The organism is Kosakonia sp., from assembly GCF_032104925.1.
Classification (GTDB): domain Bacteria; phylum Pseudomonadota; class Gammaproteobacteria; order Enterobacterales; family Enterobacteriaceae; genus Kosakonia.
This window is the reverse complement of the sequence record NZ_DAMCGF010000012.1, coordinates 1-13330: the sequence shown is the minus strand read 5'-3', so window position 1 is coordinate 13330 and position 13330 is coordinate 1. Positions and strand designations below refer to the sequence as shown.

At 55.7% G+C, this 13330-nt stretch carries 12 protein-coding genes and 1 other RNA gene; 8 read left to right on the top strand and 5 right to left on the bottom strand.

The annotated features are described in order from the left end of the window. The first annotated feature begins 64 nt into the window (after positions 1–64). Both RT644_RS19530 and RT644_RS19525 read left to right on the top strand, forming a co-directional pair. Positions 65–718, top strand: a complete 654-nt coding sequence (locus RT644_RS19530) for an NAD(P)H-binding protein (RefSeq protein WP_045513199.1) — start codon at positions 65–67, stop codon at positions 716–718. 51 nt (positions 719–769) lie between these two features. After that, on the top strand, positions 770–1807 hold the full coding sequence (locus RT644_RS19525) for a permease (RefSeq protein WP_020455400.1): 1038 nt from the start codon (positions 770–772) through the stop codon (positions 1805–1807). Between the two features lie 58 nt (positions 1808–1865). Here RT644_RS19525 and dolP read toward each other — a convergent pair whose 3' ends face one another. From dolP to RT644_RS19505, 4 genes are read right to left on the bottom strand one after another with little or no spacing between them, the layout of a single operon-like run. Then, on the bottom strand, positions 1866–2441 hold the full coding sequence (gene dolP / locus RT644_RS19520; protein ID WP_017457372.1) for a division/outer membrane stress-associated lipid-binding lipoprotein: 576 nt from the start codon (positions 2439–2441) through the stop codon (positions 1866–1868). 9 nt (positions 2442–2450) lie between these two features. Beyond that, complete coding sequence (diaA, locus tag RT644_RS19515) at positions 2451–3041, bottom strand: DnaA initiator-associating protein DiaA (RefSeq protein ID WP_040016590.1); 591 nt, start codon at positions 3039–3041, stop codon at positions 2451–2453. Between the two features lie 23 nt (positions 3042–3064). Further along, positions 3065–3460, bottom strand: a complete 396-nt coding sequence (locus tag RT644_RS19510; RefSeq protein ID WP_020455399.1) for a YraN family protein — start codon at positions 3458–3460, stop codon at positions 3065–3067. Further along, complete coding sequence (locus tag RT644_RS19505) at positions 3418–5556, bottom strand: penicillin-binding protein activator (protein WP_313627747.1); 2139 nt, start codon at positions 5554–5556, stop codon at positions 3418–3420. Before RT644_RS19505 ends, RT644_RS19510 begins: the two co-directional genes overlap by 43 nt. A 62-nt stretch (positions 5557–5618) precedes the next feature. On the opposite strand from RT644_RS19505, the gene rsmI reads away from it, so the two are divergent. Continuing rightward, entirely contained in the window at positions 5619–6482 is an 864-nt protein-coding gene (gene rsmI, locus RT644_RS19500) for a 16S rRNA (cytidine(1402)-2'-O)-methyltransferase (protein WP_313627746.1), read from the top strand. 73 nt (positions 6483–6555) lie between these two features. On the opposite strand, the gene garD is transcribed toward rsmI, so the two are convergent. Next, positions 6556–8127: a galactarate dehydratase gene (garD, locus tag RT644_RS19495; protein WP_020455396.1), complete on the bottom strand. Its 1572-nt coding sequence runs from the start codon at positions 8125–8127 to the stop codon at positions 6556–6558. Positions 8128–8548: 421 nt separating this feature from the next. Here garD and RT644_RS19490 point away from each other — a divergent pair, with 421 nt between their 5' ends. The 5 genes from RT644_RS19490 to rnpB all read left to right on the top strand — a co-directional run bounded on the left by RT644_RS19490 (position 8549) and on the right by rnpB (position 13261). Further along, on the top strand, positions 8549–9883 hold the full coding sequence (locus tag RT644_RS19490) for an MFS transporter (RefSeq protein WP_313627744.1): 1335 nt from the start codon (positions 8549–8551) through the stop codon (positions 9881–9883). A 25-nt stretch (positions 9884–9908) separates the two neighbouring features. Continuing rightward, on the top strand, positions 9909–10679 hold the full coding sequence (gene garL, locus RT644_RS19485; protein ID WP_020455394.1) for a 2-dehydro-3-deoxyglucarate aldolase: 771 nt from the start codon (positions 9909–9911) through the stop codon (positions 10677–10679). Positions 10680–10710: 31 nt separating this feature from the next. After that, a complete protein-coding gene (gene garR, locus RT644_RS19480; RefSeq protein ID WP_313627742.1) occupies positions 10711–11601 on the top strand; it encodes a 2-hydroxy-3-oxopropionate reductase in 891 nt (296 codons plus the stop codon). Between the two features lie 103 nt (positions 11602–11704). Beyond that, complete coding sequence (garK, locus tag RT644_RS19475; RefSeq protein ID WP_020455392.1) at positions 11705–12850, top strand: glycerate 2-kinase; 1146 nt, start codon at positions 11705–11707, stop codon at positions 12848–12850. A gap of 32 nt (positions 12851–12882) precedes the next feature. Next, positions 12883–13261: RNase P RNA component class A (rnpB, locus tag RT644_RS19470), an RNA gene on the top strand. The last annotated feature ends 69 nt before the right edge of the window (positions 13262–13330 follow it).

Here is a 13330-nt window from a genome sequence, read left to right as displayed (position 1 = left end):
GCACACTAAGCCTGGTTCAGCAGGCTGACATTGCAACACAGATTCATCTGCAAAGGGGAAAACGATGCAACGTGTATTAATCACCGGTGCCACCGGTCTGGTTGGCGGGCATCTGTTGCGGTTGCTGAACAGCGACCCGCGCATTGACGCGATCACGGCGCCGACTCGCCGACCGTTGCAGGGCATCTCTGGTGTTGCGAACCCGCACGATCCTCAGCTCAGTGACGCGCTGGCACTGGTCACGGAACCGGTCGATACGGTTTTTTGTTGCCTCGGTACAACCCGGCGTGAGGCGGGTAGCAAAGAGGCATTTGTGCTTGCTGATTACACGCTGGTGGTGGACACGGCAATCACCGGCCTGCGCCTTGGCGCCACGCAAATGCTGGTGGTCAGTTCAATGGGAGCAAACGCGCGCTCGCCGTTTTTCTACAATCACGTAAAAGGTGAGATGGAAAACGCGTTGATGGCGCAACAGTGGCCGTCGCTGACCATCGTCCGCCCGTCAATGCTGCTGGGGGATCGGGAGAAAAAACGGGTCAATGAATCGTTGCTGGCACCGCTTTTCCGCCTGTTGCCGGGCAACTGGAAGTCGATTTCCGCCCACGACGTTGCCCGCGCAATGCTGGCGCTGGCATTTTTGCCTGCGAGCCAGCCTGTCCGGGTAGTGAAATCCGCGCAGCTACGGGCGATCGCAGCGGATAGCACATTGGCAAAATAGTTATCACGGCGTACTATTCTCGGGCTTATAAATATATCCCCGGGGAATGTTATGACTGGTCAGTCTTCACCTCAGGCGGCAACACCTGTTCAATGGTGGAAACCCGCTCTGTTCTTTCTTGTTGTTATCATTGGTCTTTGGTACGTGAAATGGCAGCCTTATTACGGCAAAGCATTCACCGCCGCCGAGACACACAGCATCGGTAAATCCATTCTTTCCCAGGCCGACTCCAGCCCGTTTCAGGCGGCGCTTGATTATGCCATGGTCTATTTTCTCGCCGTCTGGAAAGCCGCCGTACTCGGTGTGCTGCTCGGTTCGTTGATTCAGGTGCTTATCCCGCGCGACTGGTTGCTGCGCACGCTGGGGCAAAAACGCTTTAGCGGCACCCTGTTTGGTACGTTATTTTCTCTGCCTGGCATGATGTGCTCCTGCTGTGCGGCGCCGGTGGCGGCGGGCATGCGGCGTCAGCGCGTTTCGATGGGCGGTGCGCTGGCGTTCTGGATGGGCAACCCGCTGCTGAACCCGGCAACGCTGGTGTTTATGGGGTTTGTGCTTGGCTGGCATTTCGCCGCAATCCGCCTGGTTGCCGGTCTGGTCACCGTGCTCGGCGTGGCAACGCTGGTACAGATGCTGGTGAAAGATAGCCCGCAACAGGCAGAGCCGGTGGAGATCACCTTGCCGGAGCCGCAGGGCAGCTTTATGGCGCGCTGGGGCAAGGCGTTATGGCAACTGTTCTGGAGCACCATTCCGGTCTATATCCTCGCGGTGCTGGTTCTCGGTGCGGCGCGCGTCTGGCTGTTCCCGCATGCGGATGGCGCGGTGGATAACACATTGCTGTGGGTGATTGCGATGGCGATTGTCGGTTGCCTGTTTGTTATCCCCACGGCGGCAGAAATTCCCATTGTGCAAACCATGATGCTGGCGGGGATGGGCATGGCGCCTGCCCTGGCGCTGCTGATTACGCTGCCGGCGGTTAGCCTGCCATCGCTCGTTATGCTGCGTAAATCTTTCCCGGCGAAAGCCCTGTGGCTGACCGGCGGCCTGGTGGCGCTGTGCGGGATGATAACCGGAACTATTGCGCTGCTGTAAGCCTACTACTGCGCGAAAAAAAGCCCGGTTTTGACCGGGCTTTTTCATGACTGCGGGTTTATTTAAGCAGGGTAAAGGCGGTGGTCACGTGTTTCACCCCGCTTACGCGGCTGGCGATATCTGCGGCGGCGCGGCCTTCACGCTCGGTGACCAGCCCCATCAGGAACACTTCGCCGTTTTCCGTCGTCACTTTCACGTTTGACGATTTCACCTGGTCGCTGCTCAGCAACTGCGAGCGCACTTTGGTGGTGATCCAGGTATCGGAAGAGGCCGTACCCAGACCAATCGGCTGACCCTGGCGGATCTCGTTAAAGACTTCGGTTGTCCCTTCCACACCAACGGCAATCTGTTTTGCCCGCGAAGAGAGATCGGTATTCGGCGCCTGGCCTGTCAGCAGCACTTTCCCCTGGTAGGCGGTGACGTTAACACGCGCTTCTTTCTTAATTTGTTCGTCTTTCGACAGCGCGCTATTCACGCGTAGTTCCAGCGTGCTGTCATCCACCTGGGTGCCAACGGTTCGCGGATCCGTCGCGGCTTTTGTGCCCACGGCTGCGGAACCTACCACCACTGCGCCAACACAACCCTGTAACAGCAGCGCGGAAATAAGGACTGCGAGGGGCGTAAATGCCTTCATGTGTACTCCTTAATCATCCTGGTGAGGAAAAAGCGTGTTATCAATCAGATCGCATAAGCAATTTACCGTTAGCATGTGCATTTCCTGGATGCGCGCGCTGCGGTGGGAAGGAATACGAATTTCGACATCCTGCGGCCCCAGCAGACCCGCCAGCTCGCCACCGTCGTAGCCCGTCAACGCAATGATCGACATATCGCGCGTCACCGCCGCTTCGACGGCTTTAACGATATCGCGACTGTTACCACGCGTTGAGATGGCTAATAAAATATCGCCGGTATGGCCGAGCGCCCGAACCTGCTTGGCATAAATTTCATCATGCAGACGGTCATTTGCTATCGCGGTTAAGACCACATTATCGGTATTAAGTGCAATGGCAGGTAAACTAGGACGTTCTGTTTCAAAACGGTTGATCATGCTGGCAGCAAAATGCTGTGCGTTGGCGGCAGATGTCCCGTTGCCACAACAGAGGATTTTGTTGCCATTCAGCAGGGAGTGAACCATCGTCATGGCTGCTCGGGAAATGGCATCAGGTAGCGCTTCCGCCGCCGCAATTTGGGTTTGAATGCTTTCCGTAAAGCAGACTTTAATTCGTTCGAGCACGGTAATCCCTATCATTGAGCCAATCATGAGTGGTCGTTAAAGGCGTTGGCTATCCACTCAACATCATTTTCGGTGAAGGCTACCACATCAAACCGGCAATCCACAGTGTCAAAACTCCCATTGTGCCGGGCCAGCCATAAACGCGCGGTATGCAGCAGTTTGGCTTGCTTGGCGCGGGTGACGCTGCTTGCTGCACCGCCAAAACGCGCCGATTTTCGGTAGCGCACTTCAATAAACACGGTGGTCTTGCCGTGTCGCATTATCAGATCGATTTCGCCGCCGCGCTCGCGCACATTGGCGGCGATAAAATGCAGTCCTTTGCTTTCCAGCAGGCGACGCGCTTTCGCTTCCCACACGTCGCCGGTCTGCTTACGGCTTAATTCGCCGGGACGATTTGCCCCTGTTGGTATTTGAGCCATGACAACTTCCTGTTGATCACGCAGTCCTGTGTAGCAGTTAAATCGCCGGTATTGCCGTTCAGCTCAAAACCCGGCACCTGACGCATTTGCGAGAAGTTATTCGCCAGCGACCAGGCATCCGCGCCCATCGCGTACAGACGCGCCAGCGAGTAGTCGTTATTCACGCTTTTCAGCGCTTGCTGCATCAGCGACGGATTTGCCCCGGCAAGCATCGGGATTTCGTTGAATTGCAGGCCTTCCATTTCAAGGCGGAAATCCGGGCCTGCGCCGCCCTGCGCGCTGCGTGAGCTGGCGTACAGCATCACACCGCTCTGGCTGCCGGTACGCAGAGTAATCATCGGTTTAATCAGTGCGATTTCATCCTGCGTGGCGACGATATACACCGCGTCAACGCTGCCGCTACCGCTAATTTGCGCATCCGTCGGCGGCGCCGGAATATTCAGACCGCCAACCGTCACGCCTGGCTGCTGTGGCAGGCTGGAAGCAACCGGGCTACCGGTCAGCGCGATGCCAGAGCGACCGTTCAGCCCCATGCGCAGTTCAGCGGTGGAACCGAATTTTTGCGCTAACACAACGCCGCCGCCCAGTTTTTTCCACTCATCGGCAAACGCGGTGCTGACGCGTTCACCCAATGCGCTGCGTGGCACCAGCAGCAGCGGCGCATGACGACCCTGTTCAAAGATATGGCGTGCGGCATCGTGGGCTTCATCCTCTGGCGAGAGGGCGAAGTAGCAAATGTTGGCGCGGTTTTCGACATGCTCCGGCTGGTTGAGCGCCAGCACGTTCAGCGACGTGTTGCTGCGCATCAGCTCTTCAACATTGTTTTTGAGCAGCGGGCCGACCACGATGCTGGCGCCATCCTGCTGAACCTGGTTGAGGATCTGATCCATCGGTTGCGCACTGGTATCGTACACTTTCAGCTCAGCGCCAGGATTCGCCGGTGTGCCTGCCACGGCAGGTGCAGCGACCGGTTGAGTTGCATTAGCGTCGATCGGCTGAGCGGGCGTTGTGGCTGCCGGATCTTGCTGAGCAGTGGCGGCGGAATTCGTTGTTGCTGCGTCACTTTGTGCTGCGCTATCCGGTGCTTGCGCTTGTTGAGCATTCGGTGCAGCTGCATTTTGCTGCGCCGGGGCGTTGGTCAGGTCATTCACATTCGCGTCTGCCGGGCTGACAACGGCTGCGGTCGCGGCCTGGGCAACTTGCTGCGGAACAGCCGGGCCGGAAACCGGGGCAATGCCGTTTTTCGCCGCTTCAAAACCCTGCTGAATAGCGCGGCTAAACACTGCCGCCTGGCCATTTAACGGCAACAGCAGCGCGATTTTGTTGGTTGCTGCTGGTTTAAAGTTTTGCAAGTTCGACAACTGGCCAGGCAACATTTTCGCCGCCGGGTTTTGCGGGTAGCGCGTTTGCCAGTCGGTAATGCCAGCTTTCAGCATATTGGGGTCGTTGCGGTTGTCGAACCATATGCGTTGCAGGTCGAGCCAGCCTTGCAGCGTCACTTCATCGGCGTTGATCACCAGCGCTCTGGCCTGATCTTGCGTCATAGAGGCCAGCGCTTGCCAGGTGGCGTCGATGTTTTTCTGCTTCTCTTCCGGTTTACTCAACAGCGGCTGCTGGGCAATGAGCGCGCGCAGCAGCATCAGAGAAGGCTTACCTTGCGAGGCGGAAATGCCAATTTGCCAGTAACGCGCTTGCTGGTTCTGCTCAAGATCGGCGGGATCGAGTTCGTTGAGTTGCGCTTTCGCACCGGTAAAATCCTTCTGCGCCAGTTTCATTTCGGCAGCGAGCAACGTGCGTTCTTTGCGCTGATTATCGCTCAGATCCTGCGGCAGCTGGGCAAACAGTTCGCCGGCCTGCTGGGTTTTTCCCTCTTTCAGCAGTGCACGAATGGCGAGTAATTGCCAGTTGGTCTTGCTATCATCTGTGCTTTGCTGCATCTGCTGCAGGTAATAGCCAGAATCGGCCTGCGCTTCGCCCTGCATATGCGAGGCGCTCTGGTCTGTCGATTGCGTGCCGCAGCCTGCAAACAGCAGGGCGGCGAGCACCACAGGCAGGCAGCGCGTGGCTTTCGAACGTAGAAATCTTGACGGTAGCATACTGTATCCAGTGATAATTTTTACGCAATGCTCAATATTAAATCGGCAATACGGATGAAACAATGAAACAACACGAATCGGCGGAGAATTCTCAAGGTCAGCTCTATATTGTACCTACTCCTATCGGGAATTTGGCTGATATTACGCAGCGCGCGCTTAACGTGTTACAAGCCGTTGATTTAATTGCCGCTGAAGATACCCGCCACACCGGTTTACTGCTCCAGCACTTCGCCATTAATGCCCGTTTGTTTGCGCTGCACGACCATAATGAGCAGCAAAAAGCCGAAACGCTGGTGGCGAAATTAAAAGAGGGGCAGAACATTGCGCTGGTCTCCGACGCCGGAACGCCGCTGATTAACGATCCGGGCTACCATCTGGTGCGTACCTGCCGCGAGGCCGGTATCCGCGTGGTGCCGTTGCCGGGGCCGTGTGCGGCTATCGCCGCGTTAAGCGCCGCCGGGCTGCCATCGGATCGTTTCTGTTACGAAGGTTTTCTGCCCGCCAAATCGAAAGGGCGTCGCGATACGCTCAAAGGGCTGGAAACCGAAAGCCGTACGCTGATTTTTTATGAATCCACTCACCGACTGCTGGAAAGCCTGGAAGATATGGTCGCCGTATGGGGGGAATCCCGCTATGTGGTACTGGCGCGCGAGCTGACCAAAACCTGGGAAACCATTCACGGGGCGCCGGTGGGCGAGCTGCTGGCATGGGTTAAAGAGGATGAGAACCGCCGCAAAGGCGAGATGGTACTGATCGTCGAAGGGCATAAGGCGCAGGAAGATGAGTTACCCGCCGATGCGTTGCGCACGCTGGCGTTACTGCAAACCGAGCTGCCGCTGAAAAAAGCGGCCGCGCTGGCGGCGGAAATCCACGGCGTGAAGAAAAACGCGTTGTATAAATACGCGCTGGAACAGCAGAACGGCTGAGCGCCAAACCGAACGAAAAAAAAGCATGGCCTGCGCCATGCTTAAAAAGTGAGGTTTACTTTTCTTATAAAAATCAGGTCACCGGAGCCGGGTTAAACACCGCCAGTTGGTTGTGCAGGCCCCATTGATCCGAGAAAGTTTTCTTACGGCCGCTGGCGACATCCAGGATGAAGTGGAACAGTTTCCAGCCCACATCTTCAATCGTCTCTTCGCCCGTGGCGATCGTCCCGGCGTTGATATCCATTAAGTCATACCAGCGGTTCGCCAGCTCGGTACGCGTTGCCATCTTAATCACCGGCACCGCAACCAGGCCGTAAGGCGTACCGCGACCGGTGGTAAAGACCTGTACGGTAATCCCGGAAGAGACCTGCTGCGTACCGCAGACGAAGTCGCTCGCCGGCGTTGCTGCGTAAATCAGGCCGCGTTTGGTCGGGCGTTGGCCGGGAGAGAGCACTTCCGAAATGGCGCTCTTACCGGATTTCGCAATTGACCCCAGCGCTTTCTCGACCACGTTCGCCAGGCCGCCTTTTTTGTTCCCCGGAGAGGGGTTGGCACTGCGGTCGGTTTTGCCCATATCGAGATAGTTATCGTACCAGGCCATCTCTTCCAGCAGACGTTTGCCCACTTCTTCGTTAATGGCGCGCGGGGTCAGTAAGTGGATCGCGTCGCGCACTTCGGTCACTTCTGAGAACATTACCGTGCCGCCGCAGCGAATAATCAGGTCAGATGCAAAGCCAACCGCCGGGTTAGCGGTAACGCCGGAGAACGCATCGCTGCCGCCGCACTGCATGCCGACAACCAGTTCGGAGGCCGGGCAGGTTTCACGTTTGCGCTGATTCAGCTTCACCAGGTGGCGTTCAGCCACCTGCAGAATGTCGTCCACCATCGAGCGGAAACCCACGTGATGCTCATCCTGCAAACGCACAATACTGGCGCTGTCGACCGGAATGGCCTGCACATCTTCAGTGCCCTGCAGCAGACGTTCCGGCTGTAATTTTTCGCAACCGAGACCAATCACCATCACTTCACCGCCAAAGTTCGGGTTCAGCGCGAGGTTATGGATAGTACGAATGGGGATCACCGCAGCCGGTGCGTTAATCGCCACGCCGCAGCCATAGAGATGGTTCAGACCGACGACGCCGTCCACATTCGGGTACTTCGGCAGCAGATCGCGTTCGATAATCTTCACGACATAATCGACAACGCCCGCCACGCAATGCACGCTGGTGGTGATGCCCAGCAGATTTTTAGTGCCGACGCTGCCGTCCGCATTGCGGTAGCCTTCAAAGGTGTAACCTTCCAGCGGTGGCAGCGGCTCAGGGACTTTGGTCGCCAGCGGCAGCGTATTCAGCGGCGGCGCTTTTGGTAGTTCAACGGTGGATTCATCAATCCAGCTACCGCGTGCAATGTCGCGTACAGCGTAACCAATCACTTCGCCGTAACGCACAATCTCACCGTGATGGGGAATATCCACCAGCGCCACTTTATGGCCTTGCGGAATATGCTCAATCAGCTCAAGTCCATCCGGAAAACGGGTTCCCGCTTTTAAGCCATTGTCATTAACGATGATCGCGACATTATCCGTGTCGTGTACCTTAATATAAAACGCCCCTGGCGGTTGCTGTCTAATTTCAATGTCGGACATTGTTAAGTAATCTCCAGCTAACTGTACGATGCATTACTCAATAAAAAGAGGAACCATTCTTTATTCTGTAATTAATATCAGAAATAAAAATCTCATTTGCTGAAATAAGGATGTCAGGAGTTTAAATAATAAAATGTGATCTGCATCACTTATTGTTGTGATCTCCCGTCTGGTGCGGCTGTCTATTGCAAGAACTGTGCATTAGCGCCCAGGCGTATGTGCATATGCTCAAATTATTCTTTTTGTACAAGGTTAAAATTGAGCAACCCTCCAGTGTGTGACATGATGACGCTGATTATACTGAGCGCTAATAAAATCGACGTGCTAATTATCTGATATAAGTTCGGGTGCTTAAATTAAATCAGATAAGAAACATCACAATAATTATATTTTAAATTTGGCGGTGCCCAAGGAAATTAAAATGACTGTTGAACATGCCGTTGAAACAAAACGGGGCTTACCAACCCGTTATTTAATTTTGCTGATTATATTTATTGTTACTGCTGTTAACTATGCAGACCGCGCTACGCTGTCCATTGCCGGGACAGAGGTTGCGAAAGAGCTGCAACTTGATTCTGTCTCAATGGGCTACATTTTTTCAGCATTCGGTTGGGCTTACCTGCTGATGCAAATCCCTGGCGGTTGGTTGCTTGACCGCTTCGGTTCGAAAAAGGTTTATACCTGGAGTCTGTTTTTCTGGTCGCTCTTCACCTTCCTGCAGGGTTTTGTTGATGTTTTCCCGATCGCCTGGGCCGGGATTTCAATGTTTTTCATGCGTTTTATGCTCGGCTTCTCAGAAGCGCCATCATTTCCGGCGAACGCCCGCATCGTTGCTGCCTGGTTCCCGGCAAAAGAGCGCGGTACAGCTTCTGCGATTTTTAACTCTGCGCAGTATTTCTCTCTGGCGCTGTTCTCACCGCTGCTGGGCTGGCTGACTTTCGCCTGGGGCTGGGAGCATGTGTTTACCGTGATGGGCGCGATCGGTTTTGTGCTGACCTTCGCCTGGGTGAAATTTGTCCACAACCCAACTGACCACCCTCGTATGTCCCGCGAAGAGCTGGAGTACATCGCGCAGAATGGCGCGGTCGTGGATATGGACCACAAAAAAACGGACGACAGTAAAAACGCCGGTCCTAAAATGGATTACATCAAGCAACTGCTGTGCAACCGTATGATGCTTGGCGTGTTTTTTGGTCAGTACTTCCTTAACACCATTACCTGGTTCTTCCTGACCTGGTTCCCGATTTATCTGGTGCAGGAAAAAGGCATGTCGATCCTCAAAGTCGGGTTTGTTGCCTCCATTCCGGCGCTGTGCGGTTTTGCCGGTGGCGTGCTCGGCGGATTTTTCTCTGATTACCTGATTAAGCGCGGTTCCTCGCTGACCGTGGCACGTAAATTCCCTATCGTGGTCGGGATGTTACTGGCTTCAAGCATCATTCTGTGTAACTACACCGATAACACCGCACTGGTTATTGTCCTGATGGCGCTGGCGTTTTTTGGCAAAGGTTTTGGCGCGCTGGGCTGGCCAGTGATTTCCGATGTCGCGCCGAAAGAGATTGTGGGTTTGTGCGGTGGCGTCTTCAACGTGTTCGGTAACGTGGCTTCTATCGTGACGCCGTTGGTTATCGGATACATGGTTAAAGAGTTGCATTCTTTCAACGGTGCGTTGGTGTTCGTAGGCTGTTCAGCGCTGATGATGATGGTCTGCTATTTGTTCGTGGTTGGCGACATCAAACGTATGGAACTGAAGAAATAAGCAACAACTCATTAAGGTACAAAAGATGAATAACGATATCTTCCCAAACAAATTCAAGGCCGCGCTGGCGGCGCAACAGATTCAAATCGGTTGTTGGTCTGCGCTGGGTAGTCATATCAGCACTGAAGTTCTGGGCCTGGCGGGTTTTGACTGGCTGTTACTGGACGGCGAACACGCCCCAAACGACGTGCTCACTTTTGTACCGCAATTAATGGCATTAAAGGGCAGCGTTAGCGCGCCGGTGGTGCGGGTTCCGACCAACGATCCGGTGATTATCAAACGCCTGCTGGATATCGGTTTCTATAACTTCCTGATCCCGTTTGTCGAAACCGAAGAAGAAGCGGTAAACGCCGTGGCAGCGACCCGCTATCCGCCGGAAGGCATTCGCGGTGTCTCTGTTTCGCACCGCGCCAATATGTTCGGCACCGTGCCGGATTATTTCCGCCAGTCCAACGCCAATATCACGATTCTGGTGCAGATCGAAAGCCAGGCGGGGGTGGATAACCTCGATGCCATTCTGGCAACCGACGGCGTAGACGGCGTGTTTGTTGGCCCGAGCGATCTGGCCGCCACGCTGGGTTACATCGGCAATGCCGCGCACCCGGAAGTACAGCGCACCATTCAACACATTTTTGCGCGCGCCAAAGCGCACAACAAACCGAGCGGCATTCTGGCCCCGGTTGAAGCCGACGCACGCCGCTACCTCGAATGGGGCGCGACCGTGGTGGCCGTTGGCAGCGACCTTGGCGTGTTCCGCTCAGCCACGCAGAAGCTGGCCGACACCTTTAAGAAATAATCAAACCACCATTAAAGAGAGAGACGCAATTATGACGATGAAAGTTGGTTTCATTGGCCTGGGTATCATGGGTAAACCAATGAGTAAAAACCTCATTAAAGCCGGTTACTCACTGGTGGTCGTGGATCGTAACCAGGATGCCGTGGCTGAAGTGATTGCCGCAGGCGCTGAAGCCGTAACCAGCGCGAAAGCCGTTGCTGAGCAGTGCGATGTGATTATCACCATGCTGCCGAACTCCCCGCACGTAAAAGAAGTGGCGCTGGGCGAAGGCGGCATCATCGAAGGCGCGAAGCCTGGTACTGTGCTTATCGACATGAGCTCCATCGCACCGCTGGCCAGCCGTGAAATCAGCGAGGCGCTGAAAGCGAAAGGCATTGACATGCTGGACGCGCCGGTCAGCGGCGGCGAGCCGAAAGCCATCGACGGCACGCTGTCGGTGATGGTGGGCGGGGACAAAGCGATTTTCGACAAATATTACGATCTGCTGAAAGCGATGGCGGGTTCTGTGGTGCACACCGGTAATATCGGCGCGGGCAACGTGACCAAACTGGCGAACCAGGTGATCGTGGCGCTGAACATTGCCGCGATGTCCGAAGCGCTGACGCTGGCGACTAAAGCGGGCGTTAACCCGGATCTGGTCTACCAGGCGATTCGTGGCGGGCTGGCGGGCAGCACCGTGCTGGACGCGAAAGCGCCGATGGTGATGGATCGCAACTTCAAACCGGGCTTCCGTATTGATCTGCATATCAAAGATCTCTCCAACGCGCTGGATACCTCGCACGGCGTTGGCGCACAGTTGCCGCTGACAGCCGCAGTGATGGAGATGATGCAGGCGCTGCGTGCAGACGGTCTGGGCAATGCCGACCACAGCGCGCTGGCATGCTATTACGAGAAACTGGCGAAGATCGAAGTGACTCGTTAATCAAAAGGGCGCGGCGCTGCGCCCTTGACTCCTTATTTATCCACTTCTTCAGGCCGCTATTGGCCTGAAGGGTGAAGTGCGCGGCACTATCAGGCTCACAACTATGAAAATCGTAATCGCCCCAGACTCTTACAAAGAAAGCCTTTCAGCTACTGAAGTAGCGCAGGCGATAGAAAAAGGATTTCGGGAGATTTTCCCGGATGCTCAATATGTTTCCGTTCCGGTTGCGGATGGTGGCGAAGGTACGGTTGAAGCCATGATTGCCGCCACGAATGGCACGGTGCATACCGCGCGCGTCACTGGACCGCTGGGGAAACATGTTGAAGCCTGCTGGGGGATGTCGGGCGACGGAAAAACCGCGTTTATTGAAATGGCGGCGGCGAGCGGGCTGGCGCTGGTTCCACCTGAATTACGTAACCCTTTGATTACCACTTCGCGCGGCACCGGGGAACTTATTTTGCACGCGCTGGAACAGGGGGCGACCACTATTATTATCGGCATTGGCGGTAGCGCAACTAACGACGGCGGCGCGGGTATGGTGCAGGCGCTGGGCGCGAAACTGACCGATGCTAACGGGACGGAAATCGGCTACGGCGGCGGTAGCCTGATAAGCCTGAACGGCATTGATATTTCCGGGCTCGATCCGCGTTTGCAGCACTGTACGCTGCGTGTCGCCTGCGATGTCACTAACCCTTTGATCGGCGAGCAGGGCGCATCACGCATTTTTGGCCCGCAAAAAGGGGCGACGGAAGCGTTGATTGTCGAGCTGGATCGCAACCTGAGTCATTTCGCCGATGTTATTAAAAAATCGCTACGCGTTGATGTGAAAAACGTGCCGGGCTCCGGCGCAGCAGGCGGGATGGGCGCGGCATTGATGGCTTTTCTCGGCGCGGAATTGCGCAGCGGCATTGAGATCGTGACGCAGGCGCTCAATCTTGAAGAGCATATTCACGATTGCACACTGGTAGTGACCGGCGAAGGGCGCATCGACAGCCAGAGTATCCACGGAAAAGTGCCGGTGGGCGTGGCGCATGTCGCCAAAAAATACCACAAGCCGGTGATCGGTATCGCCGGGAGTTTGACCAGCGACGTGGGCGTGGTTCACCAGTACGGCATTGACGCCGTATTTAGCGTGCTGACCAGCATCGGTACGCTGGAAGAGGCGTTTCGTGGCGCGTTTGACAATATTTATCGCGCATCGCGCAATATTGCCGCCACCTTGCAAGTGGGAATGTTGACGGAAGGGTGACAGGCGCAAGCAAACCCTCTATACTGCGCGCCGAAGCTGACCAGACAGTCGCCGCTTCGTCGTCGTCCTCTTCGGGGGAGACGGGCGGAGGGGAGGAAAGTCCGGGCTCCATAGGGCAGGGTGCCAGGTAACGCCTGGGAGGCGCAAGCCTACGACCAGTGCAACAGAGAGCAAACCGCCGATGGCCCACGCAAGTGGGATCAGGTAAGGGTGAAAGGGTGCGGTAAGAGCGCACCGCGCGTCTGGCAACAGTTCGCGGCACGGTAAACTCCACCCGGAGCAAGGCCAAATAGGGGTTCACAAGGTACGGCCCGTACTGAACCCGGGTAGGCTGCTTGAGCCAGTGAGCGATTGCTGGCCTAGATGAATGACTGTCCACGACAGAACCCGGCTTATCGGTCAGTTTCGACTATTAATAAAACCCCGCTTCGGCGGGGTTTTTGCTTTCTGGCGGCTAAAGCTGAATGACTGTCCACTCCG